Below are 25,752 nucleotides of genomic sequence, written 5' to 3' on the forward strand. Positions count from 1 at the left end.
GACTACGCCACCTTTCGTGCTACGCTGGAGCGATGGAAGTTTGGATTCTGCCCGCCACGACGACCGCGCTCGAGCAGATGCTCCGCCATGCCAAGGTGGTCGATCTGTGCAACACAGATGAATCGACCTACCGGTCGTTCTTTATGGCTGCGCTCAAATCCAGACTGCCAAAAGCGAGACTGGAGACCGAGTGGCGGCGCTTCGATCTGCTCGTCCAGAACGACGGCCGAAACACTCTCATCGAGTTCAAATACTACATTCTGCGCCGTTGCTGGGGACTGGATGGGAAGGCGCTCCAGTGGAAGGGTGGTGCCGGCGTTCAGAATGAACGGGAGTTCTGGGACTGTGTTCAGAAGCTCCATCGATGTGCTCATGCGCCATTGCACGACAAGTACCTCGTGCTCGTGTACGAACAGATCAAGGATGGCTGCAAGAGAAAGACCTACGGGGCGAGCTACGGCGCGCTGGGAGCCAGCGACCTCATCGACGGCGTGAAGTCCTTTGAGCGCGATAGCCTGATCTGCAAAGTGCTCAAGATTCGCTGATCGCCAGTGTCGCATCACGCCCCCTTCACACTGTTGCGCCAGAGTTCCGGCAACTTCGGCCGCTCCTTCTCGAGCGCCGGGTTCATGTAGGGGCGGGCGGCGATGTGGACGCGGCGCTCAGTGCGCTTGCCGCGCCGGCGGCGGGTGACGGTCGTCGTGCCGCCGCGTTCGAGGACGCGCGGCGCAGTCGAGTCCCTGAATCCCACAGGGCCAACCACGACGGAATCGCTCTGCCGGTCGTAGCCGAAGAGGATGAACTTCCGCAGCAGGCCGACGTGCGAATGCGGTGGGTTGCCAGGCTTGCTCGATCCCTTGCGCTTGCGGATACTCGTGCGGGCGGTCTGACGGATGAAGGCGCCGGCCTTGCTCAGCACCTTGCGACGCGCGGCATCGACGGCCCGTTTCACCTTGGGCCGATCGAAGAACATCTGCTTGATGCGGAGATCTAGCATGTTGCCGTCTCCGTAAGATACGATTGGGGGTGAAAGCGAGAGATCGCATCAAGTGGTGGGAGCCGCGCCGCGCTTCTTGGGAGCATTCGCTCACAATCCTGCGGTCCGTTGGGTTCCTTCGGCCGATGCTCTGGATTCGCTCGCTCGTGATCTCCTACGCCGTGACCGCGGGAGTCATCGTGCTGATGACCTTGGCCTACCCGAACATGGCCGTCCCTTGGATCAAATTGATGTTTGCGGGATTGGCTGGATTGGCGATGATCTTCATTGCATGCGTGCTGCCGCTTCTGTTGCCTCGCCGCATAGAGGTTCGACCGGAGTGGGTTCATGTCATCCACGGTCAGGCACAGACTCGGATCACTCAGGATCGGATTGATGGCATCTTGATCGACGAGACCGATTCCACCCGGCCGCTGCTCGTGGTGCTCTACCGCACGCGGCGCGGCAAGTCCGCGACTCTGTCGATCACGATCAAACCGACCGTCGATCGCGAAATGCTTGACTCGCTCATCAGCGCGATCGAATCCGCCGTTCACTCGAATACGACTCAAGACTCCGCCCTCGGCGAGAGATTTCGCTGATCCGCCATCGCATTCATTTCGGGCATTCGCCCGTCGATGAACACTTCCTTCAGTACCGACACATCCGCCTTCATGACGCCCGCCTTGCGCGCGAACGGGTCGAAGTCACTCGGCCTGGCGGCCCGCTGCCGCTTCGGATTCCGCTGCGTGTTGGCGATGAGAGCCATGATCGATGAAGTCCTCGCCCATTCGTCGCGCTGGCGTTGTTCGGCCATCGCGAGCAGGTCGCGCAGTGTCAGGTCGGCGGGGTCGAGGCCGAGGATGCCGGCGCAGCGCCAGATGAGTTGCCAGAGGTCGCCGCCTTCAGCGCCTCGTTCACGATCCGCTCGATCTCGCCGCCCTCCAGTCGGGCCTCGACCACGTCGCGAGCCTTGTCCATCGCTTGCCGGACCACGAGCAGCACCCGCCCGAGGTTGGCCCGGTCCCTCGGGCTGGGGCAGAAAGCCACCAGTTCATCGAGCAGCGCGGCCGTGGCGGAGTCGATCGCATCCCCGGCCATCGCGGCGCCGAAGGCTTCGTCGCTGACCTGCTTCTGGTCCGCCTGCGGCTTGACGAGTGCGTAGAGGATATCGCAGAGCAGAACCGGGTCGCGCATGAGGCGTTCGAGCAGGTCGCCGCCGCTGATCACTTCGAGCAGGTCCGTGCCCGTCAGTGAGCGGATGCGCTTGAAGGCCGCGATGTTGATCTCGACGGTCCACTCGTTACCCGCGTTGTCCTTGAACATCTTCACTGGCGGCCTCCTCCGATGGAGTCTCTGTTGCAGCACTCGGTTTGGCGTCCGGGATGGTGCGCACGGCACTGATCTGCCGTTCCTTGTCCTCTCTGTAGAAGACCCAAAAGATCCAGGCGAAGAACAGGCCGTGCACTGTGAGGAAGACGTATGCCTCCATGTCACACTCCGATCCGATATGGCATCTTCAGGCGATGCGCGTTCACGAAACTCCACATTCATCCGTTCCCACGGCTCACGGCGTCGAGTCGTAGAGCACGCCGAGGTTCAGGACGGCTGGCGCCGCAGACGATGCATTGCTCGCCATGAGGCCATCGACTGAGTCGCCTGCGAGCGGATTGACGATCTGCTGGCCGTCGAGCCAGAACCATGTCTCGTTCTTGACGAGGTCGATCGACAGCGCGGTGACCCCGGTGTCACGCACGCTTAGGTGGCCCCGCTCTCCGAGTTTCGCGCCAATGGCGACGAGTTCATCGCCGCTGAACGCGAGGACGATCGCAACCTGCTCGGCCGCCGTCACGGCAGTGTCCTGGACGGGGAGCACATCGCCGGCCCCGCCGGAGAATGTCACGTCGTCCCCGGCCACGCCATCCACATCCACGTCGTAGCGCCGGCCGCCATCCCAGTAGATGTCGATCACATCGCCGATCTGCAGCGCCGTGCCCGCGATGGTGAGCACGCCCGTAGTGTCGGTGGATCGCGTTGAGAGCGTGCCCGCCTCGGCGGCCGGCAGTGTGATCGGACCCTGGCGAATGGAACCGTCAGCGGTGCGCTGAAGCGTGGCCCCCAGCGGCGCGCCGCCGATCTCGCCGGACAGTGACAGAGTACTCGTCGGCATTATGCACCTCCGATCCACGAGGGCGGCGTGGCCGAATAGGCGACCTTGGCCGTAACTGAGACGGTGATGCCTTCCTCGAGCGGCTCGCTGCGGCTGAAGGAACTGATCATGAAGTCGGCCTGCAAACCCTGCCCGCCGGTGTCATCGAGGATCTGGAAGCCCAGGATGGCGTTGTTCAGGTAGGCGTTGCGGATCGCGGTGAAGCCGGCGTCAGCCGTGTCCCACACCATCTCGAACTCGATGGTGGCGGACTTGAGTGTGGCGACATTGGCGCGCCAGCCCGCGTTCGCCCGGGTGGTCAGATCCGCCTCGGCGGCTTCGAGATTGAGTGTCACATCGCGGACATTGGTCAGTTCCAGCCACGCGCCGCCGGCGCCCTGGCCGTCCACCTTGTAGTTGAGGACGGCTTCCATGCCGAGTTTGAAGCCCATGGGTCAGTCCTTTCGTCTACTTCCTCACCCTGTAAGTGACCGACACGACACTCGTGAATGCGCGCTGCTGATCGAGATGCTCGGCCGCAATCAATGGATCGGTGGCCGTGATCAGCCATGCCGCCTCGGGCGCGCCGGCCAGCCGCTGGTGGCTCAGGTGCTCGGCGATCTCCTCGGTGAGGGCCATCAGTGCATCGGCGTCGGCATCACCGGCGACCTGCTTCTGAACCCCGATGTCGACGGTGCAATCAAGCCAAGACTCACGCCGGCCCGAGGCCGTGCGCGCCGATGAGCGTGGCACGACACTCACCTGCAACGCCACCAGGTCGGGCAGGTCGAAGGTCGGCACGAGACGGCGCGCGGCGGTGAAGGGCATCGAGAACGAGGCCCCGTTTAGGCTCGCGACCACGGCATCCGCGATATTCAGGATCGTGCTGCTCATTACGGCCCGCTCCTCCCGTTGGCTCGCCCTTCGAGATACGACAGCCGCCGCTCGATCTCCTTGTACTCGGTCCGCAGCGAGCGCGCTTCGAGGATGAGTTCATCGAGGCGCTTCTCGACGTGGTCGAGCTTCGTCGTGATGACGCCCCATTGCACCGTGAGCGCTGCGCCGGCGACAAGGGCCGTGAGAACCGGCCCCGCCCAGCGCGAGAGTGTGTCCCGATTGCCGGCCATCAGATCGCCTCCCTCGCCATCTGCTTGGTGTGAATGCGCAGTGTGGTGCGGTTCACATCGCTGTATCGCCACGGCGGCTCCGTGCCCGGCGCCATGACCTCGTAGGTGTAGGTCGCGATAGCGTCGCTCTCGATGATGCGGTCGCCAGATCGGGGCAGTGTGATTTCACTGGCGAGGACAAGATCGGCGGCGCGGATAAGGAAGTCCCGCGATTCGATGCGCGTGAGCCCGCCCACGTGGTCGTCCTGTTCGAAGACGGTGCGGCCGATCGTTGCTGACAACTCCACCTCGTCGCCGCCGCGCTGGTACGTCACTGTCCGCGTCAGCTGCTGGTGACGCTGATCTTCGAGCCATGACAATCCCTGGGAGAGCAAGTCGGACATGATCAGGCTTCAGGCCGCTGACTGGAGGCTGTAGGATTCGAGCGGCCGTGCGGCGCACCTCTTCTTCCTCCAGTCTCCAGCCTGCAGCCTCCGGTCTCCTTCTTCACACCGTCGAAAGTGCAGCGCCGTCGTTGCACACCACACGCCAGACGAGCGTGCCGTTGTTGTCGATCGCGTGGAGGCGGATCGAGTCGTTCACTTCCGCCATCGTGATCGTGTTGTTGCCGGTCTGGTTGATCGCCGACGCGACGGTGATCACACACGTGCCGCCATCCGTCTTGATGAACAGCAGGAGTTCCTGCCCCACAAAAGTCGGGATCGCCAGCGTCCGCGTCTCCGAGCCGCCCGTCACGATCGCCACGTAGCCCGATTGCGCGACGGGAATCGCTCCGGCATCGCCGGGGTCGGCAATAGCGCCGGTCAGGACGCTCTGGAGGCCGATGACCGAGTGGTCGACGATCACGCGGGCTGTTGCATCGGACTCGGCCGCGGCCCTCACCGTTTTGCCGAGATAGGCGTTGCCTGTCGAAGTGGTCGTCAACGCGCCGGTCCCGGCGGTGCCGCCGACGGGATCGCCGTTGACATCCCAGTAGACCGCAGTGCCGGCGTTGATCGCGCCCGTCACCTTGACGATGTCGTAGATGCCCGCCACGCCCAGCGATCCCAGCGCGTTGGCGGGGATCGGCGTCCGTGCAAAGCCCGGCAGTGTGCTCTGGACCACCACCTGGCCGGCCGCGACCGCGCTGCCGGGGGTGTAGTCGATCGACTTGCCGTCGTGAACGAAAGTTGCCTGTGCCATGTTGAATCTCCTGTGCGCAGATGAGTGGGACGAACCCGTCACCGCGGTTACGAGTCTGATCAGGCCTCGCCCTTGCTCTTGGTTCCACCACGCGGATCCTGAAGGTTCACGCCGAAGTCGTGGTAGCCGCGCATCTGGATGCCCAGCACGTTGAAGTCGGCCTCGGCGGTCTCGATCGTCGGCGACTCCTGCCCGTTGAGGAACGCAACCTCGATCACCGGAAGGTCGGCCGCATCAGCGAGCAGATACCACGCCTTGGCCGAGTTGCCGGTGTACTGGGCGTTGCTCAGGTACCGGCTCACCTCGACGCGGAACTTGCCCTGGTGTGGGTTGCTCACCGGGTATTTCGTGCTCGCCGTGGTGTCGCGCAGTTCCATGCTCTTGAAGAGTTGGCTGCCGATGGCGCTGAGAGCCGTCGGCACGAGGAGGATGGCGGGCAACATGCCCAGCGGCTTGCCATCCCCATCGACCTGGTCCATGAAGGCGACCTCGGCCTTGGTCAGGCCGTCGATGCTCAGGACCGTGTCAGCCCCGCTGAGGAAGTTCTTGTTGCCGACCTTGAAGAAGTCGCTGTTGGCCATGAAGATCGACCAGAAGACATCATTGATCTTCAGGCCTGATCCACGCCCCAACTTGCGCGGCACCGTCGTGATGGCGCCGAGGTCATCGTTGATGATGTCGCGCCGGTCGATGGCCAGCAGCAGGCCGTAGGTGTCGGCCTTGTTGGTGTACTGCTCTTCGCCGAGCGTGCCGTGCTTGAGTTCGCCGCCGGGCGCGACGATCTCGTACTGGTCCTTGCCGATCAGGCGATAGGACGTCACGGTCTTGAAGTCGCTGACATTCCGCACGGCGGTGATGTTGCGCCAGGTCCGCTCAACAGAGAAGAAGCCCTCGAGAAGGAACTTGTTGGCGACATTGCTCAGGATGCCGCCGATGTCGATCGTGCTCAAACCCGCCTCAATGCCGGGGTTGAAGGCGAACTTGAGCACATTGCGGCTGTCGCGGAAGTTGCGGCCGCTGTATCCATTCGCCCACGCCGCTTCGAGGAGCAGTTCCTGCAACCCGATGCCGCCGCGGAAGCGCTTGGCCGCCAGGTCGAGCGCTCGCTCCTCGCAGTGCTTCTCCAGGTCTTCGAACCGTGCCGCAATCAGGCATGCCGCTTCGAGGATCTGGGTGCTGACGCTCTGGTCCGGCACATGGACCGCCGGCGCCTTGGGGCGATTGGCGCGGAGGATCTCCAGTTCGGTGCGCGTCGCATCCCAGCCCTCTCGGATGGCCTGCGCCTCAATGTCGAGGTGCTGGCCGGCGCAGAGGCGGCGCACCGCCGCGATTCGACTCGTCTCCGCCAGTGCCTGCGCGCGAATGTCCTCAATGGCATTGGCGTTCGTACCGTTCTTGGAGGCGTCGTCGGTCGCCGGCGCTGATTCGACCGGGGCCTGCGAGACCACTCCGTTGGTGGCGGGGGCGCTCGTGCCGTTCGCATTGTCCTTCGTGTCACCGTCCATGTTGTTCTCCTGAGTCGCGGCGATCGCCGCGACGTTCACACTGGTCTTGCCGTCCGCTCCCAGGTCCACGAAACTGATCTCGCCCAGTGTCGCCTTGCGGACGACGTTGACTGGCCCGGCAAATTCCTGCCCGTTCACGAGCACCTTCTGCCCTTCGCGGATGAACTCGAACTCTTCGACCGAGGCCCCCACCGACGCCTGCCAGGGGAAGCCGTTCTTCGAGGAGGTGACGATCTCGCGAGCCGTGGGTGTGTCGCGCGACACCAGACCAGAGGCGATCAACTGACCCTGCTCGATCCGGATCGCGTCGGTGTGGCCGACACCCGAGGCAGGGTCATGGCTGAAACGGATCGGCCGCATCTGCGAGGGAATGTTCAGTCCCGCCAGATCGAGGATGACGGCGTGCCGCCAGCCCGCGACACGCATGGCGCTGCCGGTGTACGCCACCATCCTGAAGCGCGGCAGTGCCGTCTGCCCCTCGCCAGCCGCAGCTTCGATGTCGATCTGCGCTGCGGCGGTAATCTCGATCGATTGCGGCGTCGTGTTCTCAGGCGGCGATACGGCTGATCGCGTTGGCGTCTTGCTCTTGGCCATCGTCCTCTTCCTTGTCTGTGTCGTCGGGGTTGTCCGCGCCAGGTTGTGCCTGCGCCGGAGTCAGTCCCAGTTCCTTCATGAGTGTCACTTCGCGCGCCCTTTGGCGCAGTTCCTCTTCCCAGTCCCGTCCCTGCCGGGCAAACTCGGTCGCGAGCGTCGTCGTGTGATTGGTCAGGCGTGTCGCCTGCGCCGTGGCTTCCTTGGCGGGGTCGACGTGTTCCATCCCATCCCAGAACCAGGTGTGCGGCGTGGCAACGCCGATCGCCCGCATCGACTGAGGCAGCAACCCCTCGACGAGGACCGCCTCATCGAGCCAGGCGCGGAGAATCCGATCGAGGACCGACGTCTGAAGGTGGTTCTGCTCGACGCGGATCGACTTGTAGTAGGTCTGGTGGTCGAGACGGCCGGAGGCGTAGTTGTACCCGCTGGAGTTCCCCGCCGCGATGTTGTACGGGACGGTCATGCAACGCACGATCTCGTTGAGGATTTCGCGCTTGAACTCGGCGTACGTCGTCGCGGGTTGCTCGGCATGGACCTGGCCCAACTTCCAGCCGCCGGGCAGAACCGTGGCCAGACGCTTCTCGAGTTCGACGATGTCCATCGGCTCGAGGGATTCGGCTTCACCGTTCGGAGGGGTGTCGGTGTAGATGACGGCCGCGAAATCCGCGGCCGTCTCAGCCGCGGCGATCACCGCCAACGTGTAGCGCCGAAGTTGAGCAAAGAGCGGCAATGCCGGCGTGATGTCGGGAATACCGCGCCACTGGCCGGGCCGATCGACTCGGTAGTAGTGAACAACGGAGGACGCCGGCACAGTGTCGAATTCGCCCGAGAACCCGAACGTGCCGCCATCACCCGGATGACGGCGCAACACGGTGTAGGCGACCGGGTTGCCGAACGAATCAAAGGTGATGCCGTCCGCCTCGCCGATCCGATGCAGACGACCGGGCGGGCTCGTCACCTGGTCGGGTTCGACGAGCCGCAGATCGAGTTGGACCGGCGCCTGGACGGCCGGGTTGCTGGTGAGAATCCCGAAGACCTCACCACTCTCTGCCCGGGCCAGGCGCATGGTGCGCAACTTCTCAGGCAGGTTGATTGCCCTGGACCACTGGGCGAACGACTTCTCGATGACCTCATTCGCCCTGGAGTCCTCCGTGAGCATCTGGAGACGCGGTCCGGTGCCGATCGTGTCATTGGCCAGTGTGAGCAAGATGCCCTTGGCGTAGGAGTTGTTGGCGACCTCGTACCGCGCCCGGTTGCGCAGAGTGCGCCGGACCTCGGGCGAGAGGGCTGCATTGGGCGACAGACCGTCGGCGTTCGCCCAGTGGCGACGGTTGTCGGTCGTGGTCTGGGCCGAGTCGAACTTGGCGCGAACGATCCGCACCGGCGGGCGCGATGACGTGGACGGCGCCGGCGTCTTGCCGCTGAACCACGATGTCACAAATCGCTTGAGCATCATCACGCCGTACCCGGCGGTTCCAGTTGCACGAACTTCACCTTGAGCCCTTTGCCCCGGCTCGCCTTCTTGCTTTCGAGGTAGCGGTCCGCCTCGATCTGCTCGGCGAGGCCGTGCTGCTCGACGCTGCCCGAGTCGCCCGACGCCTTGGCGGGGCCTTGGGCGCTTTGTTTGATCGCCTGCTCGATGTCGGACTCAGACATCCCTGATCCTCGTAGATGAGTGCAACCATTCGTTTGCGCCACCGCCGCTGCCGCTGGGCGTAGGTGTTCACCGCGGTGGAAACGGGCCGCCCCTCCAGGTGCGCCACCCACGCCTCCTGCACCGCGTCGTCGCGGTCAGGCGCAGGGACAAAGCGCAACTCGATCACGAGCCGCGCGGGGTCATCCAGAGGTGGAAGTGCATGGTTCATCCGTCAGGTACGGACGGATGAAAGGCTCAGAGATTGCGGATGGGGAGGGGTTGGAGTGAAGTCGTTACACGGGTAGACAGTGCAAGTCGACCTACGGCAGTTCTGGAGAGGATCAATGTCGCAAACACCATATCGATTGGCTCTCTGCGGCCCCGCCGCGCCAAACTCGATAGTGCAGATCAGGGCCCAGCGATGTGGCCCGGGAATTGGATCGCGTCGAGCGCTGCGTCTGCCCACCGCCGGGACACCAGGATGAATCCGGCCTATTCTCCGTTTTCTCGTGAACATTGAACCTAGGTTCAACCTCGTTTCAGAGAGTGTACAGTATGAACAAGCCCTACACGATCGGACAGATCGCCGCCCACGCCGACGTCGCCACCTCGACGGTCCGCTACTACGAGCGCCGCGGCCTGCTGCGCTGCGAGGGGCGTTCGCGCGCCAACTACCGTCAGTACGGCGAGGCGACGCTCGAACGGCTCCGCTTCATCCGCTCGGCGCAGGCGGCGGGGTTCACCCTCGTCGATATCCGGTCGCTCCTGCGGTTCCGCGATGGCGACGCCGCCCCCTGCCGGCAGGTGCAGGAACTCATCGCCGCACGTCTCGATCGCGTCCGGCGGGAACTGGCGCATCTGCGGGAAGTCGAGCAACTTCTCCAGCGGTGGAGCCGCGTCTGCCGGACTGCCGAGCGCACCGGTCGCTGCGGTGTGTTGGAGCGCCTCGGACGGGCCGAGAAAAAACTTTCTGCAAAAAGCAACAGTCTCCCTTGACCCTGAATCATGGTTCAAGGCGCATAATGAACGAAGAGTCAACTGGAGGCGTCTGACGACGCCGCTTTCAACCCCCCATTCAAGGAGCCGCACATGATGACCAGAAAGACCTTCCTCGCACTGATGGCAACGACAATCGCCGCGACGAGTCTCGGCGCTTTCGGCCTCGTCTCACAAACGCAGGACCGCCCCGACTGTCCCGGAAAGATCGTCTGTCCGATCACCGGCGAACTCGTCTGCCGGGACCGCTGCCCCGCCGTCGATCCGTCTCGCCCTGACTGCCCGGGACGGATCGAGTGCCCGCTGACGGGTGAACCCGTCTGTCGCGATCGCTGCCCGCTCGGCGAACAGGCGGCGGCGGACACGGCGACGGCGCTTCCCTCCTGCTGCCAGAATCGCAACTGAGCATCCGCCCATCGCCCCGGCGCCGTCTCCGGAGCCGGGGCGATCCTGCTGCTGCGGTCAAAGGACGGATCCTGCCCATGAAGATTCGCGTTCTCTATTTCGACGGCTGTCCGAATCACCCGCCGGTCGTGGCGATGGCGCAGCGTCTGGTCGCGGAACACCGACTCAGCGCGCAGGTTGAAGAAGTCGAAGTCGGTCCTAAAGAGGTCGAGGAGCACCGCTTCCTCGGCTCGCCGACCGTACAGGTGGACGGCGTGGACATCGAGCCTGCCGCACGCGACCGCACGGACTTTGCGATGTCTTGCCGCGTTTACGACACGCCCGACGGCTGTCCGTCCGAGTCGATGCTTCGCGCAGCGCTGGGGCTGGGCGCGGCGGCTGGTACTCAAGCCGAATTGCCGGCGGCGGAGGCGCCGCCCACTGATCGAGCGGGATTCGCCGCCATCGGCGGATCAGTGGTCACAGCGGCGCTGTCAAGCGCCTGCTGCTGGGTGCCGCTGTTCCTGCTCGCCTTCGGGGCTTCGAGCGCCGGGGCGTCGGCGTTGTTCGAGCGCTGGCGCGGCGTGTTCATTGCTGTCGCGATCGTGATGCTCGGCCTGGGCTTCTACTCCGCCTACTTCCGTCGCACCTCGTGCGCTAAGGGGTGTTGCGCCACCCGGTCGTCGCGCGGCCGGCGATTGCAGCGGGCGACGCTTTGGGTCTCGGCGGTCATCGTCGCCGCCTTCATCTTCGTTCCGCGATACATCGGTCTGCTGCTCGACGCCGGCGCGGCCGATACGAGCAGCGCTGTCGGCGCCGACGCGACCGAGTATGCCTTCAAGATCGAAGGCATGTCCTGCGAAGCCTGCGCCGTCACACTCCGCCACGAACTGGCCGGAGTTGAAGGCGTCATCGAAGCGCAGGTGGATTACACGACAAAGACTGCGACGATTCGAACTGCTGACATCGACACGAATAATCGTGTCGTCACTGCGGCGTCCCGCCTGGGATACAAGTCAACACTCCGTGACCGGTAAGGGTATTGCGGTTGGGCATCCTCACCCCCCCACCCGCTCCGTCGTCGTCACGCGCCGCCCGCAGTGTCGGCATTCCCGCCTTCTCCGAATGGCCCCGCCGAGGATTTGTCGGGTGTAGATCACCTCGAAGTGGCCGCAGCCGCACTTCGGGCACAGAATCCCGCGCGGCTCGGGCTCGCGTTTCGACCTGGTCGTGGTTTCGCTCATCGCCGCCCTCCCTGTAGGTCGGAGAGGCGGATGCGGCGGCGCGGCGCAGGGCGCATGTCCGTGCCGTAGAGAGTCGCTCCGAGCATCGACGCCGCGACCGCGCAGCCCACCAGGCAATCCAGCCAGTGGTTGTCGAGGCCGTCCACACGGAGTTTCCACTCATCGACGGTCCGGCCGCGGCCCTGCGTTTTCACCCGGTACTCGCTCGTGAGGTGCTCGGCGAGAAGTTGGTGGTTCGTCGCAGTGCGGTTCGATGATCCGCCGCTGCGACCGAACAGCGCCAGGCATCCCGGATCACCCATCGGCACGGCCAGACGCGCCTGCACGAATGACTTCCAGTAGTTCGTGTCAAAGACGACGTGGCGCACGGCCCGCTTACCGGTGATGACGGGGATGCGCCAGTTCAGGCCGACACGGTCGCCGCGCTTGCGTTTGTACTCGCTGAAGGGGATGCTCGAAGCGCCGACGTACCGGCCGTGGCTGGGCATAACGAGGTTCGCATACCGGCTCTGACGGCAGAACTGGTACACCACATCGGACGACTGGCCCCAGTTGGCGTCGATGAGGCAGCGGTCGATGCGGACCATCGCGCCGTCGTCGAGTTTCCACTCCCGGCCGAGTTTGGCATCGACGAGTCGCTCGAGCCCGGCGTAGACGGCGCCTTCGAGTCCGGCGTGGGGCGCGGCGGCCGCAAGTGTTCGCCGGATGTCACGGAGTGTGAAGTACGCGTGGGGGTCCTTCTGGTCCGGCTCGGTGCCGTAGTCGATCACACTGCCGGTGAAGTCCTCCTCCCATGCGACCACGAGCCAGAAGAGCGCCTTGGCCTGCACGTCGATGAACATGGTGAGCAGGGAAGAACCGATGGGCACCTCGCCTCGCTCGTGACCGTTGACCTTGGCGATGATCTGTTCGGCGGTGAGCAGGTCTTCGTCGAGGGCTGTGCTTTCGGGCAATGGCTCGTTCTGGTACTCCGCCCAGAACGCGGCCTCATCCTGGAGCCGCAGGTTCATCGCGTGCTGAATGGCGCTGAGTTCATCGTGGTTGAACCGGTCCGGCCACGCGACCTCGGCGCCCTCATCCATCTCGCCGCGGTGCTGGCCGTAGAACTCGGTGGCGCGGGTGATGCCTTCGTCGGCACGCAATCCCTCGGCCCGCAACCTCGCATACTCCGCCCACAACTGCTCGCGGGTTGGGAAGGAGTACACCATCTTCGTGCGCTGCCCCTGCCATTGCGGATGCTTGTCGCGATCGAGCAGGCGGTCGGCCAGGTCGTCAGGCCGCACGACGGTGAGTGTCATGAGGCCGGCGATCTTGCGGCCCGGACCGGCCAGGCCGAGGATGGCGCCGGCGAGGATGCGTTCGCGCGTGGCGCACTGCGATGGAGATCTCGCCGACTCGTCTGTCTGCGGGTCGTCGATGAGCACGAGCGACGGGCGAACGCTGCGGCCATCGGGTCGTTTGTACTTCATGCCGCGGATGCGGCCGGTGATGCCCGCGACGCGGATGATGCCGCCCGAGGGCAGCGAGCCCGGCACGGTTGGCAGCACAATCTCGTGCGCTGTCCATCCAATGTGCGTCTGACGACCCTCGAAGAGTTGACCGGCCGCGCGCTGGTGGATGCCGTCGAGGCAGTGGATGGGGAAGCACGCCTCGGGAAAGTCGTGCAGGAGCGCTTCGCTGTTCTCCAGTTCGGCCTTGATTGATTCGAGCATCTGGCTGGCGTGTTCTTCGTCGGATCCGATCAGCGCCACAAAGTCGCGGTGGCCGTAGAGCAGCGCCCAGAGACACGCCGTCTCGCAGAGGCTGGTCTTTCCTGACCCGCGTGGCATCGCCATCGCGAAGAGCCCGCCTTCGAGCACCGCCTGTTCGATACGGCCGATGACCTTGAGATGATCCGGCGACCACGCCAGGTGGAATGTCTGCGGGAAGTAGGTCTCGCAGAAGAGGCGGAAGTTGCGGCGGCAGGCTTCCTTGCGGTCCGGGTCGATGATTTCGGGCAGGGCGTCGATGTCCCGGCCGGCGAATGACTCGGGCAGGTCGCGCTGACGCATCGCATCGACATTCTCATCGAACGCATCATCCTCGGCGGCGGCGTCACCGGCGAGGCGTTCATGGCGCCCGATCACCAGCCAGGCGGTGTAGCGGAGCAGATCGACCGTCCTCCCGTCGCCGATGCGATAGCCCGCCCGGGTGCGGTGGCGGTGCAGTTGCCGCTCGCTGATCACTTCGCCCAGCGGAGTCGAGTTGAGCAGACGGCACAGTTCGCCGGGTTTGAGGCTGCGCGGGTCAATCGCCACGGCCGCCTCCGTTCGCGCCGGCGCGCTCGGCCATGTCGCGCACGAGCCAGGCGGCGTAGTGCACAAGGTTGATCGTGCCGTCGCCGTTCGTCGGCGCGCCCTCGTCGATGTCGCGCTCGATCATCGCCTCGGTGATCGGCCGGCCGCCGACGCGCGTCAACGTGCGCGCCGTGTCGGTCACCGATAGAGCGGCCGGGTTGAGGCCGCCGGGTCGATCAGGCTGGTCATCACGCGGCGTCAGCACGGCCGCCCTCCGTAGCGCACGGCGCGCCGGGCGCGCCCGAGGCGACGCATCGGGCCACCGGTGAATGCGGCCCAACGTGGGCCAACATTGCGCGATGTTCGGCCTTACCTAGCACATGCCTAGCGAGTTGCCCACATGTTTGGCCAAGTTGCCCACAATCTGCGAAATGTGCTGGAATCCTCGGCGAATCGCCTTGCATTGTCGCGCTGCTCATGCCCTCATGTGTGCAATGCGAGGCGGCCATTGGCCCTGAGCAAGGTCGAAGGGAATACGCCGCCCGCCAACAACGGCGAAAGGAGCCAACACCATGACGACGCGAACCACCAACGACGACCTCCGCAAGCGAATCCGCGAACACGCGATGTTCAGCGAAAGCGACCTGCGCTACCTGCGGGCCAAGGGCTACGACGACGAGCAGATCCTGGCCTTCTGGGATCGCGACCACGCGATGGGCAGAACGCCGGTGATCCACGCCGGAACGCGCATCGAGAGCATCGCGATCCGGGTTCAGTCGGTGAACAAGCAGGTGCGGATGAGCGCGGTACCCGACACCGATGCGGGCATCGACGCCTACAAGACCGGCTGCGCCAATGTCGCGGTGAGCGACCCCTACGCCCCGACCTACAGCTTCGAGGCCATCGACATCGACAACACGCGGCGGGCGCTGGCCGAACGACTCTTCGGCAAGGGCATCGCCGAGATCGACGCCGGTCAGCGCGATGAAATCGACGCGGTCGTGCGGGCCTGCATGCTCGTCGCCAACGTCACGACCATATGAACCACCACGCCAACCGCCACCTCGCGGGAAAGGACCACCACCATGACCATCACGCAGATCACGATCAAGGGCGTCAACGGCGACGTCGAGATTCACGCGGCCGACTATGGGGCGCAGATTCTGTTCGGTGAAACGTGTCTCGAACTCGCCCGCGGCAGCAGCGACGAAGAGCGCTGGACGGCGGCGACGTCCACCGCCAAGGCGATCTACGGCAGCGATCGCCACGGACGGCCGCGCTGCACCAACTCCGAAATCCACGCGGTGCGCCTCGAGATCGAGCGCGTCGCGGGCTGCTGAACGACCACGCAAGAAGGAATCACCATGAGCAAGACACGCGACAACACACTGAACACGATCGCCCGCGAGGCCCTCGGCCTTGAGACCTTGGAAACGCGCAGCAGCGACAGCCTCGACTTCCACGACCTCGCGGTGTGGTGCGTCAAGGACGCGCTTGAGCGCGCGTACCAAGCGGGCTGCCAAACGGCGCGGCCGACGAAGGCCGTCTGCCCGGCGTGCGGCCGCGCCATCGAGATCACGCCGCTGCCAAACGGCAAGTGAGAGAGGAGCACCATGAACACCAGCACCATCCAGATCGAACGCAAACGAGTCACTCGCCGACGCGGCACGACCGCGCCCAATGTCGTCATCCGCGAGGCGTGCGATCGTGATGGCATCGTCTTGGGTCACCTCGTCGCGAGCCACGACGGCACGAACGAAGGCATCGTCGCGGCCGCACGCCGCGCCACGCAGCGCATGTTCGACGCCTTCGCCGACGTGTCCAACGTCAGCAGCCGCATCATCGCGACCGACGCCAGCGGCCGGCCGCGCTGGTCGGTGTCGCCCAACTTCCAGATCGTTGAAGAACTCGCCGTCGCGTGACGGCGGTTCACATCCACCAACCGCTCTCTTGAAAGGAGCAGCACCATGAAGAAGAACGAAGTCAGAATCGGCGGAACCTACACCGCCAAGGTGAGCGGCAAGATCGCCAAGGTGCGCATCGACGCCGAGAGCCGACACGGCGGCTGGGACGCCACCAACGTCGAGACGAAGAAGAAGGTGCGGATCAAGAGCGCCCAGCGATTGCGAAGCGAGGTCGGGCCGCCACCGAAGGCGAGCACGACGCCGCCTCCCAAGGCGGGCAGCAAGAAGGACAGCACCAAGGCCTCCGGCGTGAAAACCGGAGGCCGCGTTGTTGACAGGTATGCTGCACGCATCGCCGAGCGCGACGCCAAGGCCGCCGCGCAGGGTCTGGTCATGCGAACCGAGATCGTCAACGGCAAGGAACGCTCGCGCTGGGTGAAGAAGGCGCAGGAGGCTGCGGCCCAGCAGGGCACGACGCCCGCGACGCCGCCGGTCGAGAAGCGCAAGGGCCGGCGCACGCCGCCGCGCATCGCGCTGGTCAACAAGCCAGACTTCGCCGAGATCGCCAAGCAGGTCGAGAACCTGCCCACCAGCAGGAATCACGTCTGCTGGAAGAAGAACGGCAAACTCTACGAGTTGTTCTTCCGCATCGACGGCAAGACGCCGCTGCTCTACCGCGTCCCCGCCACTTCGCCCATCGACGAAAAGACCGGCTGCCGCGAGGTGGACGCCTCGGGCAATGTCACCGGCGTCTTCCACATCAAACAGTCGATCAAGCAACTCACCGGCAAGACGCCGGCGCAGATCGGCATCACCATGCCGCCGGACCGCGGCGCTGCGAAAGCGCGGACGAGTGCGACGACGACGACCTCTGGCAAAGACGGCAAGGCCGACGCCAAGCCGCGAAAGAAGCGCGAGGGCCTCAGCGGCCTCGACGCCGCCGCCCAGGTGCTGGCGCGAGCCAAGGAGCCGCTCGACGCCAAGACCATCGCCGAGCGCGCCATCGCGGCGGGCTGGAAGACCAACGGCGCCACGCCGCACGCCACGCTCTACGCGGCGATGATCCGCGAGATCGCCGCCAAGGGCAAGGACGCACGCTTCCGCAAAGTCGAGAAAGGTCGCTTCACCGCGATCGGGAAAGGAGCGTGAACGATGGACCGCGAAGTCCAACGACTCCTCGCCCATGCCGACCAGACCCGCGCGACCATGCGCGACACGCTGGCCGCCATGCCAGCCGTCGACAAGGCCGCGTTGATCCGCACCTGCGCTGCGGGCGAACTCGCCAACCTCGACGAACGCACCGCGCTGCTCGTCGGCCTGCTCGCGGTCGTCGCGATCTTCGACCTGGGCGAAGCACGAGAGGAGGTGGAACCATGACCACCCCACCCGATGACAACCTCGTTGCGATCGAGGACGCCTGTTCGCGTTGCGGCGAGCGCCACATCGACCTGCTTGTCTGGATCGAAGACGGGCAGCGCGTCCGCTGCGCCACCTGCCTGAACATCTACACGCCGCCGGCGCGGCGACTGGAAGGAGGCGATGCCCATGCCGCGCCAACTCAATGAGACCTTCATCGTGGACGGCCCGAGCGGCGCGCTGCTCCGCCGCGTCGTCCCCAAGCGCGGCACCCCCTACGAACATGCCTGCACCAAGCAGGTCTACGACGATGTCGCCTACGCGATCGAGCAGATGGGCAACGCGTCCTTCACGATGGAGGACGTCCGGTTCAAGGCAGGCGGCGGCGACGAGGCGAACATGCCGCCGTGGTCCCAGGTCGCCGTCGCCATCGCCTTCCTCAAAGAGCGGTCGTGCATCGTGCCCGCCCGCAATCGCAAGCACGTCGCCGCGAGCGACTTCGTCTACGAGGATGCACTGATCGAGTACCACGCCCTCCGCGAGAAGGGACCAGAGGACGCGGCGGCCCCAAGCGAGTAGCCCGCCAACCCGCCTCAACCATTCACAGCCGCAGCGCCCGCCGTTGCGGCTGTGTCTGCGGGAACGCCCCGCCCTCCGGCGGCCAGTACAATGAACATCATGCTCAGGTGGGCCCGTCGCATCGCCATTTTCCTGCTGCTTGGCGCAATCGTGAATGTCGCGGTTGCGTGGGGAATCGTCGTTCACTACATTCCAATGGGTCGCAACCTTGAGCCAATTTACCGAAACCCGTACGACGAGCGGTTCGTCACCTTCGTGTCGACACGATTCGCGTACGAGGTCGTGGAGAACAGCGCTCTCGACTCCGCGACGGCTGATCAATCTGCGTTCTTCACCAAACCCTTCCGCAATCACGTTTGGTGGCCCGCAACCCATGACGGCAAACGCAACGCATATCAATGCCGGGCGGGCTGGCCCATGATGGCAGTGACCGCCTGGCAAACTGCGGACTTGGTCTGGGATCAACGATGGATATTCCAGCGTGAAGGGGTCACGGAACTCCATTGGGGCCTCGAATGGAAGAGCGCGCCTCCTACTGGAATCGAGCCAGTTGTACTGCCGTTCTGTCCGATCTGGCCCGAGTTCCTCTTCAACAGCGTCGCCTATGCGACGCCCTTTGCTGTTCTCTTCCTCGCGATCGGTGCGACACGCCGATTCATCCGTCGTTTCCGAAACCAATGTTCCACCTGCGGCTACCCGCGCGGCACCTCGCCCGTCTGCACCGAATGCGGCGAGCCGCTGCCTGGCGTTGCGGCGAAGTGATGCGAGTTGCCGCACCCCCGATCTCACCGCACCTTCTCCTCGCGCGGCTTCATGGGAATCGGCGACTCACCGGTGCGCTCCAGCACGGCGACCCTCCCGGAAAAGCGCTGATACCGATCCACGATGACATCGCAGTACGCCGGGTCGATCTCCATGAGGAACGCGCGGCGCTGCGTCTGCTCGGCAGCGATCAGACTTGACCCCGATCCCCCAAAGAGATCAAGGCAGTTATCGCCGACGCGCGATGAATACTGCATGGCGCGGACCGCCAACTCGACCGGTTTCTCGGTCAAGTGCACCATCGACGCCGGGTTCACCTTCTTGACGTGCCAGAGGTCCGGCACGTTGTTCGGGCCGTAGAAGCGGTGCGCTGCGCCCTCGCGCCAACCGTAGAACGCGATCTCGAACGCGCCCATGAAGTCCTTACGCGTCAGCACGGGATGCTGCTTGTCCCAGACAATGCCCTGGCTGAAGTACAGGCCGTTCTTCTTAAGGTGCGGTGGGTAGTTGCCGAGGTTCGCGTAGCCGCCCCAGCAATAGAAGCCGCCGCCGGGGATGAGCACGCGCGCCATGTTGCCAAACCACGCGTCGAGCAGCGCATCGAACGCTTCGTCGGTGACGAAGTCGTTCTCAAGCGGCCGGTCCTTGGCGCGCATCTTGCGCGTGGTACGGCGCTTCTCGCCCTGCCGCGCCACGTCGAACGACTGGTGATGGGTGCGCTTCTTCTTCGAGGCGCTGAACGACGAGTTGCCCGCCGCGATCGCGTTGTTGGAGCGAGGCTCGACTTTCACGTTGTACGGCGGGTCCGTGTTCACAAGGTGAATCGGCTGGCCGTCGAGCAGCCGATCGACATCGGCGGCGCTGGCGCTGTCGCCGCAGAGCAACCTGTGCTCGCCGAGGATCCACAGGTCGCCGCGCTTGGTGACCGGCTCATCGGGCGGCTCGGGGATCGCATCGGGATCGGTCAAGCCCTCCTGCACGCCCGGGTCGAAGATCTTCGCCAGGTCGTCGGCGCTGAAGCCAAGACTCGACCAGTCGATGCCGGCGCCCTGGAGTTCGCCCATCTCCAGCGGCAGGAGTTCCATGTTCCACTCTGCCAACTCGCCTGATTTGTTGTCGGCGATTCGATACGCGCGCACCTGCTCGGGCGTGAGATCGGTCGCGACGTGGACAGGCACCTTTTCGAGGCCGAGTTTCTGCGCCGCCTTCCACCTCGTGTGCCCGCAGATGATGACGCCGTCGCCATCGACCACGATCGGCTGACGCCAGCCGAATGTCGTGATGCTGTTCATCACCGCCTCGACGGCGTCGTCGTTGAGCCGCGGGTTCCTCTCGTAGGGTTTGATCTGGGCCAGCGGCCGCAGTTCGACCTTGAACGCGTTCATGAGTCCGTTCTCCTTGTGCTGGTAGCCGGGCGGCCCGGGCTCGATTCTGCCGCCCCGGTGGCCGCCATGTTGCCGCCCACGTTCGCCCCTGTGGCGAGATGTGCCGAAGCGGCGTAGTTCCGGCCGCCTGCGGTGGGCACATCGCGCCCGGGGCCACCGTCGTGGCCCACGATCGGTCCGCCGTGGGCCGGCAGGGGCAGCAGGCCGATCTCGCGCTCGGAACGTGGCGAGACGGCAAGGCGGACCTGCATGGCGTGTGCTCCCTCGCGCCACGCCAGCGCGCAGTCGGCGTCGGCCTCGATCGCCGGTGGCGCTTCGGCCGGCGCTTCCGTCAGCGCCGCACGACCGGCGGCCGTGAGCGAATACCACACCCGGCCGTCTTGGTCAGCCCCGCTCTCCATCCAGCCGCGCACCAGCGCGGGGATCGCCCTCTCTTCGAGTACCGACAGCCGCCGCCGATTGGCGCGGCCAACCTCATCACGGCCGCATCCGGCCCAGCGCGGCGGCGTGCCCGCCAGCGCCCACTCGGCCGTCCAGCGCGTGCCGAGGTGCATCATCGTGGCCCGCTCATCATCGAGCGCGGCAACGCGCTCACACACCTCGCGGCCATCGAGCCAGCACGGCGCACCCGCCAGACCACACGCCCGCTCGATCCCGGCGTCGAGCAGGCGGGTGGCGATCACCTTCGTCTTCTCGACGCGGCGAGTCAGCAGACCGCGCCGCTCCAGCCGCCCCAGCGCTTCGACATTCTCGTCACGCTCATCTCGATCGCGCCCCTGATGCCGCCAGCGCAGACCCGCGCCGGACCGGAACGACCGCCGCGCCAGATACGCCGCCGCCGCGCCGCCTCCACCCCACGGCCCACGCCACGGCGCGAACACGGCCCACAACTCGCCCGCCAGGCGGCAAAGCACTGTGTCATCGATACTTGCGCTCATGTCGTCTTCCTCCCAACCGCGCGCCAATCTGAAAATCCGGACAGCGCCGCGTCATTCGATGTCTCTCTACATTGGCGGCTGTTCCCGCGTCCCTCGTGGCACGCCATTTGCTGGGAAGTACCTAATGGAGCGCGCGCTCGCACTCGCGCCTCGCCTTGGCCGCGCTGGCGTACACGCCGACGACCTCCCAGCCGCGATCGCACTTCACCAGCGCCAGGTACAGACAACGCGCGCGCCCGCACGTGTGCGGCATGATCGGCAGCGATTCGATCTGCTCCATTTCGACGACTCGCGCGACTCGATCGGCGCCGCGATAACCGTCGATGTGACGTCCCTGGTCGAAGGCGCGCGTCCAGTAGGTGGTCCAGCGCAGGCAGAGCATTCCGACTCCTTTTGGTTCCATCCGTCACGCGAATCCGGCCCCGCCTCCCCCTCGCGTTAACGCGCACGCGCGCTCGCGCATGTACGCGGCGCGCGGAGGTGGGTGTGACGGATAGAGAAATAGAGAGAGATATATTCTCTATCTCTTTATTTAACCAAGACTTCCGCCCACCGAAATCCGTCACAACGCCCCTGTGACAGATCGGGGACGGATATGACGTTTGCCCAGGCGAAGTGTCACCAGAGGCGCGGGGCTGTGACGGAGCGGAGGGCTGGTATCGGCATGGCGGCGTCATAACAGTCGGTACCCCTGCGCGGGCTTGGTTCTCGTCGGAATCTCCACGCACTCGACATCTCCCTGCATGAGCAGCGTCGCGATCATCTGGTCGAAGTCCGCGAGCTTGGCGTGCATGGCCCGCATGAGCTTGTTGCGCGCCATGGTCCGTCCCGGCGATTCACGCAGTCGCCTCATGAGCTTGAGACACTCCGCATGGAATGGGTTCTCCGCAACGTGATCGGTCACCCTGTAGAGCATCCGCCTCGTCTGGTGCATGACGAGGCGCCGCGCCCACCGCACTGCATCGGCGTCGATGGACGGCTCCCGAGCGTTGGCGCTGATGGCATGGAGCAGGGCGAGTTTGCGCACCTGCTCGCTCACGCGACCCCAGACCGTCGTGCCGACCGCATCCTGCCGCTGCTCGGCCGCGGCATACTCGGCCTCGGCCTCGCGCCGCAGCTCGACGAGCAGACTCTTCGCCGCCTCGGTGTGCGGGACGACCTTGGGCACCGGATGCCAGTGCTCGAGGTTGCCTCTGCCCGGTGAGAAGTCCGACCACCACCGCGCGGTTTCGATCACGCGCGGCGGCAGCTCGCGGATGCTCGGCTCCTGACCGGCGCCGCGCTGACCCGCTTCGAGGATGATCATGCGTGCGAAGAAGCCGTTGGTGAGCATGCGCTCGCTCAGGGCTTCGTAGTAGTGATTCGGAATCGCAGTGCCGAAGATGGTCAGGCTCGGCTGATTGATGACCCCCGGCGATTCCTTGCCCGCCTTACGGCGCATGGGATAGACGCTGTTGGATGAGGAGTACATCGTCAGCAGCGTGCTCATGATGGCTTCGTGGCGGGCGTCCCTGGCCTTGTTGATCGATTGGAGCATCCCGTCGATCTCGTCGGTCTGGAAGAGCATGCTGGGTTGCTTGAAGAGCGCATCCTGGATGCCCTCACCCGAGGCGAAGCGTTCGCCGAGGCCCTCGGAGAGGCCGATCTCGTGGACGATGCGGGTGTTGACTTTGCGCGGCCAGTCCTTGCCCGCCGAGGAGTGCGCGAGGCCGAGGAGATAGATGTTGGTGCGGTTGTCGCCGCCGTCGCGCACTTTGCGGCCGGCGAGGAAGGCCTGGAGGGCCAGCGCACCGCAGAACGCGAGGACGAGATTGGGATAGGGCGCGGTCGCGAGGCAGAAGTCCATGACCTCGCCGACGAAGCCGGGCACGCGGAGCAGCTCGGTGGGCAGCAGGCCGGGATCGGGCGGCGCAACGGTGGCGGGCGGCTCAGATGGCTCATCTGATGCCGGCGCCGGCTCGACGGCACTGACACGCTCGGGCGATGGGGGCGGATCGCGATTGATCATCCCCGACAGATCAACGGCATCGCGCGCGGTCCCGCGCGCCGCATACTCGGGGTCGAGCACGCGGCGCAGATCCGGCCAGGTGAAGTTCTCGCCGCGATTGTGCTTGTTGCAGTACGCGAGCAGGCCGTCGTCGCCGACGAGGACGGCGATGTCCGATGAGCCGGTCGAGACGATCTCGGGGTCGATCGGGCAGCGTTCGAGCAGAATCATCGTCTTGGTGCCGTTGCGGCGCACGCCCTTGACGGGCACACCGCGCTGCTCGAGCCAGACGCGCACGCCATCGGGAGTGGCGGGAAAGCGTTCGATCTGGTCGGGGGGCGAAGACGGCGGCGGAGGAGGCGTGGCGGATTCAACGAGTGCCTGAAGCGCCTCAGTCGGCACGGCCCGCACTTCGCCAGGCACGTTGATCAGTTTGGAGCGGCGGTGCGGCCTCGCGGCGATGCCGTCGCCGCCGACCAGGTCGTCTCCCTTGCGCGCAACCGTGCCGATGACTTTCGTGATGCGGGCGGGGTTGTGAACCGAGCGGTCGGTGGCGATGCGAGCATCGTCAAAGTGCTCGGCGATCGCCGCGAGCACGCGCCGCACCAGTTCGTTGTCGTCCACGGCCAGGTCGATGGGGTAGAGGAGGTGATACCCGTTGCCCGACATCGCCACGATGGGTTCTGGCCAGCCGAGTGTGGACAGGAACACGTAGATGGCGCTGGCCCGCTGCCGCGCGAGTTCGAGTTCCTCATCGGTCGCGCTCACGCCGCTGGGCCGGACGGGATCGACATCGATCAAGAGCCAGCGTCGTGCGAGGATATCACCGTCAGCCGTCGTCTCGGGCGCGCGGCGCTTGAGGCGGTTGGCGGCCCGGGCGAGCAGATCGGATCTGACGGGATTGAGCGTGAGGTAGACGCCCGGCGCCAGGCCGCTCTCGTCGAGTTCGGCTATCAGCCCTGCAGCCGCCTCGATCGATGCGTGCGTGAAGTAGCCGCTCACCGTGCTCGTGTATGTCGCGCCGCGCCGCTCCAGGCACTTGGGCGCGCGGACTTCGAACACGTCGCCCGGCTGCACGAGCAGGGTGAGGAAACGGGCGACATCGGTGGTGATGGCATCGCGCGTGAGAGCGGACGATTCCATTGTCACCCGACCTCTCCGAAATAGCTCCGCACGGCGTGATGGTGCTGGTGACATCGTGCGCAGAGCCAGGTCACCCGCAGTAGGGCGCGGTAGTCTTCATGGTGAGCATGAACCGGTTTCACCAGTCCGCATCCTGGACATCGATCAGGCCGCACGAGTCTCCCGCTCCGAATGGCGCTCGCCACGGCGCGATGAGCGGCGTCGCGATCTGGATGTTGCGCTCTGTAGATCCGCAGGCGCCGGGCCGCCGCCGCGCGGCGTTCGGGCCGTGAGGCGCGCCGGCGGTCGTACTCGAGATACTGCTCGTCTTTCAATGCTCGGTTCAGGCGCACATCGACCTTGGCACATGCTTTGCACTTGTTGAGTCGTCCGTCAGCCATGCGCGGATGGCGATAGAACTCGTCGAGCGGCTTGTTATGCTGGCACTTGAAGCAACGCTTCATCCGAGCACCTCCGATCAGAACGGGATGGAGTCGTTGGGAATGCCGCAGGTGCTGCCGGCCGCGTACTCCGCCGCGCCCTCGTCGGTGTCGATGCGCGGGGGTTTGGGGCCTAGGACATGACCGACGACCTCGTCGTACCTGCTGCCGGGTTTGCGCCTGATCGTGATGCTGAGCGTCGGCGCCAGCGTCCCGCACCGTGCCAGGTCGACGGCTTCGTCAACGGTGTCGGGCACGGGTTCGTTCGATCGCTCGACCCACCAGCTCTCCGCCTTTCGACGCGGATACCCGCTGTGCTCGAAGCAGATCCATTCGCTGAACGTCGTGGCAAAGCCGCATTGGTAGTAGACTCGCATCGTCGGCGGCGCATCGGGATCGCCGCGCTTGTGATGAACTTCGTACCAGACATCGGTCACTTCGTAGACGCTGTGCGTCACCTGGTCTGACAGGATGCCCTCGCTTGTCGCCTCGGCATCGTGACCGCCCCGTGCAGGCGGCGGGAACTCGTACCCGCACTCCGGGCACGTCAGGTAGCCCGCGGAGATGATCGCGTGGCAGCCCGGGCACTCCTTCATCGGCGCCTTACCGTTGCGTTCGATCGGCTCATCGATGAGGAGAGCATCGACGGGTCCGTGGCGCAGAATGTTCCCGCCGAAGTCAAGGACGAGGCAATCTGACTTGTCAGAGTGAAGGCGGAAGCCGCGGCCCACCATCTGGTAGTACAGCCCGGGAGAGAGTGTCGGCCGCAGCATGGCCACGCAGTCGATTCCCGGCGCGTCAAAACCCGTCGTGAGCACGTTCACGTTCGCCAGGTATTTCAACTCGCCCGCCTTGAATCGTTCGAGCAGTGCATCGCGCTCACGGATGGGCGTGTTGCCCTCGACGAACCCGCACTCGACTCCGTGACGACTGCGCAGCACATCCGCGACGTGCCGGCCATGCCGCACCCCCGAGGTGAAAATCAGTACCGAGCGGCGATCAGCGGTTTGCTCGATGATCTCGGCGCACGCACCCTGCACGAGGTCATCCGTGTCCATGACATCCTCGACCTCGCCGGCGATAAACTCACCGGCGCGGGTGTGCAATCCGCTCATGTCGGCCCGCGCGACGCCGGCCTTGGTGCGCAGCGGGCAGAGGTAGCCCTGCACGATCAGTTCGCGCACGCCGACTTCGTAGCAGATGTGGTTGA

Annotated in this window: 34 protein-coding genes; 14 read left to right on the forward strand and 20 right to left on the reverse strand. The window is 65.3% G+C overall.

Going from position 1 to position 25,752, the window contains the following annotated elements; translation table 11 throughout:
* Positions 1 to 32: 32 nt before the first annotated feature.
* On the forward strand, positions 33 to 545 hold the full coding sequence (locus IT430_01880; GenBank protein ID MCC6906666.1) for a hypothetical protein: 513 nt from the start codon (positions 33 to 35) through the stop codon (positions 543 to 545).
* 14 nt (positions 546 to 559) lie between these two features.
* Here the strand turns inward: IT430_01880 and IT430_01885 are convergent, their stop codons facing one another.
* Positions 560 to 997, reverse strand: a complete 438-nt coding sequence (locus IT430_01885) for a hypothetical protein (protein MCC6906667.1) — start codon at positions 995 to 997, stop codon at positions 560 to 562.
* Positions 998 to 1,026: 29 nt separating this feature from the next.
* Between IT430_01885 and IT430_01890 the strand changes: the two genes are divergently transcribed.
* Positions 1,027 to 1,578, forward strand: a complete 552-nt coding sequence (locus IT430_01890) for a hypothetical protein (protein ID MCC6906668.1) — start codon at positions 1,027 to 1,029, stop codon at positions 1,576 to 1,578.
* Here the strand turns inward: IT430_01890 and IT430_01895 are convergent.
* From IT430_01895 to IT430_01950, 12 genes are all read right to left on the reverse strand, one after another.
* Entirely contained in the window at positions 1,545 to 1,793 is a 249-nt protein-coding gene (locus tag IT430_01895; protein MCC6906669.1) for a hypothetical protein, read from the reverse strand. The genes IT430_01890 and IT430_01895 overlap by 34 nt on opposite strands.
* A gap of 20 nt (positions 1,794 to 1,813) precedes the next feature.
* Positions 1,814 to 2,308, reverse strand: a complete 495-nt coding sequence (locus IT430_01900; protein ID MCC6906670.1) for a hypothetical protein — start codon at positions 2,306 to 2,308, stop codon at positions 1,814 to 1,816.
* Complete coding sequence (locus IT430_01905; protein ID MCC6906671.1) at positions 2,280 to 2,468, reverse strand: hypothetical protein; 189 nt, start codon at positions 2,466 to 2,468, stop codon at positions 2,280 to 2,282. The genes IT430_01900 and IT430_01905 overlap by 29 nt, the downstream gene beginning before the upstream one ends.
* A 75-nt stretch (positions 2,469 to 2,543) precedes the next feature.
* On the reverse strand, positions 2,544 to 3,146 hold the full coding sequence (locus IT430_01910; protein ID MCC6906672.1) for a hypothetical protein: 603 nt from the start codon (positions 3,144 to 3,146) through the stop codon (positions 2,544 to 2,546).
* The gene (locus IT430_01915; GenBank protein ID MCC6906673.1) at positions 3,146 to 3,577 is read right to left on the reverse strand and encodes a hypothetical protein; all 432 of its coding nucleotides are present in this window, start codon (positions 3,575 to 3,577) and stop codon (positions 3,146 to 3,148) included. The genes IT430_01910 and IT430_01915 overlap by 1 nt, the downstream gene beginning before the upstream one ends.
* A gap of 16 nt (positions 3,578 to 3,593) precedes the next feature.
* Positions 3,594 to 4,019, reverse strand: coding sequence for a hypothetical protein (locus tag IT430_01920; protein ID MCC6906674.1), 426 nt, complete (start codon positions 4,017 to 4,019; stop codon positions 3,594 to 3,596).
* Positions 4,019 to 4,252 (reverse strand): hypothetical protein, encoded by a 234-nt coding sequence (locus IT430_01925; GenBank protein MCC6906675.1) that lies wholly within the window; start codon positions 4,250 to 4,252, stop codon positions 4,019 to 4,021. Before IT430_01925 ends, IT430_01920 begins: the two co-directional genes overlap by 1 nt.
* A complete protein-coding gene (locus IT430_01930) occupies positions 4,252 to 4,635 on the reverse strand; it encodes a hypothetical protein (GenBank protein MCC6906676.1) in 384 nt (127 codons plus the stop codon). Before IT430_01930 ends, IT430_01925 begins: the two co-directional genes overlap by 1 nt.
* 103 nt (positions 4,636 to 4,738) lie before the next feature.
* A complete protein-coding gene (locus IT430_01935) occupies positions 4,739 to 5,434 on the reverse strand; it encodes a DUF2190 family protein (protein ID MCC6906677.1) in 696 nt (231 codons plus the stop codon).
* A gap of 59 nt (positions 5,435 to 5,493) precedes the next feature.
* Positions 5,494 to 7,533: a hypothetical protein gene (locus IT430_01940; protein ID MCC6906678.1), complete on the reverse strand. Its 2,040-nt coding sequence runs from the start codon at positions 7,531 to 7,533 to the stop codon at positions 5,494 to 5,496.
* The gene (locus IT430_01945; protein MCC6906679.1) at positions 7,487 to 8,986 is read right to left on the reverse strand and encodes a phage portal protein; all 1,500 of its coding nucleotides are present in this window, start codon (positions 8,984 to 8,986) and stop codon (positions 7,487 to 7,489) included. The genes IT430_01940 and IT430_01945 overlap by 47 nt, the downstream gene beginning before the upstream one ends.
* 2 nt (positions 8,987 to 8,988) lie before the next feature.
* Entirely contained in the window at positions 8,989 to 9,189 is a 201-nt protein-coding gene (locus tag IT430_01950) for a hypothetical protein (GenBank protein MCC6906680.1), read from the reverse strand.
* 535 nt (positions 9,190 to 9,724) lie between these two features.
* On the opposite strand from IT430_01950, the gene IT430_01955 reads away from it, so the two are divergent.
* From IT430_01955 to IT430_01965, 3 genes are all read left to right on the forward strand, one after another.
* Positions 9,725 to 10,165 (forward strand): MerR family transcriptional regulator, encoded by a 441-nt coding sequence (locus IT430_01955; GenBank protein MCC6906681.1) that lies wholly within the window; start codon positions 9,725 to 9,727, stop codon positions 10,163 to 10,165.
* 93 nt (positions 10,166 to 10,258) lie between these two features.
* The gene (locus IT430_01960) at positions 10,259 to 10,570 is read left to right on the forward strand and encodes a hypothetical protein (protein MCC6906682.1); all 312 of its coding nucleotides are present in this window, start codon (positions 10,259 to 10,261) and stop codon (positions 10,568 to 10,570) included.
* A gap of 77 nt (positions 10,571 to 10,647) precedes the next feature.
* Positions 10,648 to 11,586, forward strand: a complete 939-nt coding sequence (locus tag IT430_01965; protein MCC6906683.1) for a cation transporter — start codon at positions 10,648 to 10,650, stop codon at positions 11,584 to 11,586.
* A 203-nt stretch (positions 11,587 to 11,789) separates the two neighbouring features.
* Here IT430_01965 and IT430_01970 read toward each other — a convergent pair whose 3' ends face one another.
* Both IT430_01970 and IT430_01975 read right to left on the reverse strand, forming a co-directional pair.
* Positions 11,790 to 14,090, reverse strand: a complete 2,301-nt coding sequence (locus IT430_01970; GenBank protein MCC6906684.1) for a phage terminase large subunit family protein — start codon at positions 14,088 to 14,090, stop codon at positions 11,790 to 11,792.
* On the reverse strand, positions 14,080 to 14,334 hold the full coding sequence (locus IT430_01975) for a hypothetical protein (GenBank protein MCC6906685.1): 255 nt from the start codon (positions 14,332 to 14,334) through the stop codon (positions 14,080 to 14,082). The genes IT430_01970 and IT430_01975 overlap by 11 nt, the downstream gene beginning before the upstream one ends.
* A gap of 307 nt (positions 14,335 to 14,641) precedes the next feature.
* Between IT430_01975 and IT430_01980 the strand changes: the two genes are divergently transcribed.
* The 9 genes from IT430_01980 to IT430_02020 all read left to right on the forward strand — a co-directional run bounded on the left by IT430_01980 (position 14,642) and on the right by IT430_02020 (position 18,670).
* Positions 14,642 to 15,112, forward strand: a complete 471-nt coding sequence (locus tag IT430_01980; protein ID MCC6906686.1) for a hypothetical protein — start codon at positions 14,642 to 14,644, stop codon at positions 15,110 to 15,112.
* 42 nt (positions 15,113 to 15,154) lie between these two features.
* Complete coding sequence (locus IT430_01985; GenBank protein MCC6906687.1) at positions 15,155 to 15,409, forward strand: hypothetical protein; 255 nt, start codon at positions 15,155 to 15,157, stop codon at positions 15,407 to 15,409.
* A gap of 24 nt (positions 15,410 to 15,433) precedes the next feature.
* Positions 15,434 to 15,670 (forward strand): hypothetical protein, encoded by a 237-nt coding sequence (locus IT430_01990; GenBank protein MCC6906688.1) that lies wholly within the window; start codon positions 15,434 to 15,436, stop codon positions 15,668 to 15,670.
* A 12-nt stretch (positions 15,671 to 15,682) separates the two neighbouring features.
* Positions 15,683 to 15,991, forward strand: coding sequence for a hypothetical protein (locus IT430_01995; protein MCC6906689.1), 309 nt, complete (start codon positions 15,683 to 15,685; stop codon positions 15,989 to 15,991).
* 45 nt (positions 15,992 to 16,036) lie between these two features.
* A complete protein-coding gene (locus IT430_02000; protein ID MCC6906690.1) occupies positions 16,037 to 17,122 on the forward strand; it encodes a winged helix-turn-helix domain-containing protein in 1,086 nt (361 codons plus the stop codon).
* A 3-nt stretch (positions 17,123 to 17,125) separates the two neighbouring features.
* Complete coding sequence (locus IT430_02005) at positions 17,126 to 17,350, forward strand: hypothetical protein (protein ID MCC6906691.1); 225 nt, start codon at positions 17,126 to 17,128, stop codon at positions 17,348 to 17,350.
* The gene (locus tag IT430_02010; protein MCC6906692.1) at positions 17,347 to 17,538 is read left to right on the forward strand and encodes a hypothetical protein; all 192 of its coding nucleotides are present in this window, start codon (positions 17,347 to 17,349) and stop codon (positions 17,536 to 17,538) included. Before IT430_02005 ends, IT430_02010 begins: the two co-directional genes overlap by 4 nt.
* Positions 17,519 to 17,908 (forward strand): hypothetical protein, encoded by a 390-nt coding sequence (locus IT430_02015; protein ID MCC6906693.1) that lies wholly within the window; start codon positions 17,519 to 17,521, stop codon positions 17,906 to 17,908. The genes IT430_02010 and IT430_02015 overlap by 20 nt, the downstream gene beginning before the upstream one ends.
* 90 nt (positions 17,909 to 17,998) lie before the next feature.
* Positions 17,999 to 18,670 (forward strand): hypothetical protein, encoded by a 672-nt coding sequence (locus IT430_02020; protein MCC6906694.1) that lies wholly within the window; start codon positions 17,999 to 18,001, stop codon positions 18,668 to 18,670.
* Positions 18,671 to 18,693: 23 nt separating this feature from the next.
* On the opposite strand, the gene IT430_02025 is transcribed toward IT430_02020, so the two are convergent.
* The 5 genes from IT430_02025 to IT430_02045 form a co-directional block, all read right to left on the reverse strand.
* Entirely contained in the window at positions 18,694 to 20,055 is a 1,362-nt protein-coding gene (locus tag IT430_02025; protein MCC6906695.1) for a ParB N-terminal domain-containing protein, read from the reverse strand.
* On the reverse strand, positions 20,052 to 20,993 hold the full coding sequence (locus IT430_02030) for a hypothetical protein (GenBank protein ID MCC6906696.1): 942 nt from the start codon (positions 20,991 to 20,993) through the stop codon (positions 20,052 to 20,054). Before IT430_02030 ends, IT430_02025 begins: the two co-directional genes overlap by 4 nt.
* A 121-nt stretch (positions 20,994 to 21,114) precedes the next feature.
* A complete protein-coding gene (locus IT430_02035) occupies positions 21,115 to 21,375 on the reverse strand; it encodes a hypothetical protein (GenBank protein ID MCC6906697.1) in 261 nt (86 codons plus the stop codon).
* Positions 21,376 to 21,666: 291 nt separating this feature from the next.
* Complete coding sequence (locus IT430_02040; protein ID MCC6906698.1) at positions 21,667 to 24,129, reverse strand: DUF3987 domain-containing protein; 2,463 nt, start codon at positions 24,127 to 24,129, stop codon at positions 21,667 to 21,669.
* 451 nt (positions 24,130 to 24,580) lie between these two features.
* Positions 24,581 to 25,752 (reverse strand): hypothetical protein (locus tag IT430_02045; GenBank protein MCC6906699.1); only part of this gene is annotated, 1,172 nt, incomplete at its 5' end.

This window comes from Phycisphaerales bacterium, from assembly GCA_020852515.1.
In the GTDB taxonomy this organism is placed as follows: domain Bacteria; phylum Planctomycetota; class Phycisphaerae; order Phycisphaerales; family UBA5793; genus UBA5793.

Coding starts and splice junctions, on each gene's coding strand:
- IT430_01880 (MCC6906666.1), top strand. CDS start 33: ATGGAAGTTTGGATTCTGCCCGCCACGACGACCGCGCTCGAGCAGATG.
- IT430_01885 (MCC6906667.1), bottom strand. CDS start 997: ATGCTAGATCTCCGCATCAAGCAGATGTTCTTCGATCGGCCCAAGGTG.
- IT430_01895 (MCC6906669.1), bottom strand. CDS start 1,793: ATGGCCGAACAACGCCAGCGCGACGAATGGGCGAGGACTTCATCGATC.
- IT430_01905 (MCC6906671.1), bottom strand. CDS start 2,468: ATGGAGGCATACGTCTTCCTCACAGTGCACGGCCTGTTCTTCGCCTGG.
- IT430_01910 (MCC6906672.1), bottom strand. CDS start 3,146: ATGCCGACGAGTACTCTGTCACTGTCCGGCGAGATCGGCGGCGCGCCG.
- IT430_01915 (MCC6906673.1), bottom strand. CDS start 3,577: ATGGGCTTCAAACTCGGCATGGAAGCCGTCCTCAACTACAAGGTGGAC.
- IT430_01920 (MCC6906674.1), bottom strand. CDS start 4,019: ATGAGCAGCACGATCCTGAATATCGCGGATGCCGTGGTCGCGAGCCTA.
- IT430_01925 (MCC6906675.1), bottom strand. CDS start 4,252: ATGGCCGGCAATCGGGACACACTCTCGCGCTGGGCGGGGCCGGTTCTC.
- IT430_01930 (MCC6906676.1), bottom strand. CDS start 4,635: ATGTCCGACTTGCTCTCCCAGGGATTGTCATGGCTCGAAGATCAGCGT.
- IT430_01935 (MCC6906677.1), bottom strand. CDS start 5,434: ATGGCACAGGCAACTTTCGTTCACGACGGCAAGTCGATCGACTACACC.
- IT430_01940 (MCC6906678.1), bottom strand. CDS start 7,533: ATGGCCAAGAGCAAGACGCCAACGCGATCAGCCGTATCGCCGCCTGAG.
- IT430_01945 (MCC6906679.1), bottom strand. CDS start 8,986: ATGCTCAAGCGATTTGTGACATCGTGGTTCAGCGGCAAGACGCCGGCG.
- IT430_01950 (MCC6906680.1), bottom strand. CDS start 9,189: ATGTCTGAGTCCGACATCGAGCAGGCGATCAAACAAAGCGCCCAAGGC.
- IT430_01955 (MCC6906681.1), top strand. CDS start 9,725: ATGAACAAGCCCTACACGATCGGACAGATCGCCGCCCACGCCGACGTC.
- IT430_01960 (MCC6906682.1), top strand. CDS start 10,259: ATGATGACCAGAAAGACCTTCCTCGCACTGATGGCAACGACAATCGCC.
- IT430_01965 (MCC6906683.1), top strand. CDS start 10,648: ATGAAGATTCGCGTTCTCTATTTCGACGGCTGTCCGAATCACCCGCCG.
- IT430_01980 (MCC6906686.1), top strand. CDS start 14,642: ATGACGACGCGAACCACCAACGACGACCTCCGCAAGCGAATCCGCGAA.
- IT430_01985 (MCC6906687.1), top strand. CDS start 15,155: ATGACCATCACGCAGATCACGATCAAGGGCGTCAACGGCGACGTCGAG.
- IT430_01990 (MCC6906688.1), top strand. CDS start 15,434: ATGAGCAAGACACGCGACAACACACTGAACACGATCGCCCGCGAGGCC.
- IT430_01995 (MCC6906689.1), top strand. CDS start 15,683: ATGAACACCAGCACCATCCAGATCGAACGCAAACGAGTCACTCGCCGA.
- IT430_02000 (MCC6906690.1), top strand. CDS start 16,037: ATGAAGAAGAACGAAGTCAGAATCGGCGGAACCTACACCGCCAAGGTG.
- IT430_02005 (MCC6906691.1), top strand. CDS start 17,126: ATGGACCGCGAAGTCCAACGACTCCTCGCCCATGCCGACCAGACCCGC.
- IT430_02010 (MCC6906692.1), top strand. CDS start 17,347: ATGACCACCCCACCCGATGACAACCTCGTTGCGATCGAGGACGCCTGT.
- IT430_02015 (MCC6906693.1), top strand. CDS start 17,519: ATGCCGCGCCAACTCAATGAGACCTTCATCGTGGACGGCCCGAGCGGC.
- IT430_02020 (MCC6906694.1), top strand. CDS start 17,999: ATGAACATCATGCTCAGGTGGGCCCGTCGCATCGCCATTTTCCTGCTG.
- IT430_02025 (MCC6906695.1), bottom strand. CDS start 20,055: ATGAACGCGTTCAAGGTCGAACTGCGGCCGCTGGCCCAGATCAAACCC.
- IT430_02030 (MCC6906696.1), bottom strand. CDS start 20,993: ATGAGCGCAAGTATCGATGACACAGTGCTTTGCCGCCTGGCGGGCGAG.
- IT430_02035 (MCC6906697.1), bottom strand. CDS start 21,375: ATGCTCTGCCTGCGCTGGACCACCTACTGGACGCGCGCCTTCGACCAG.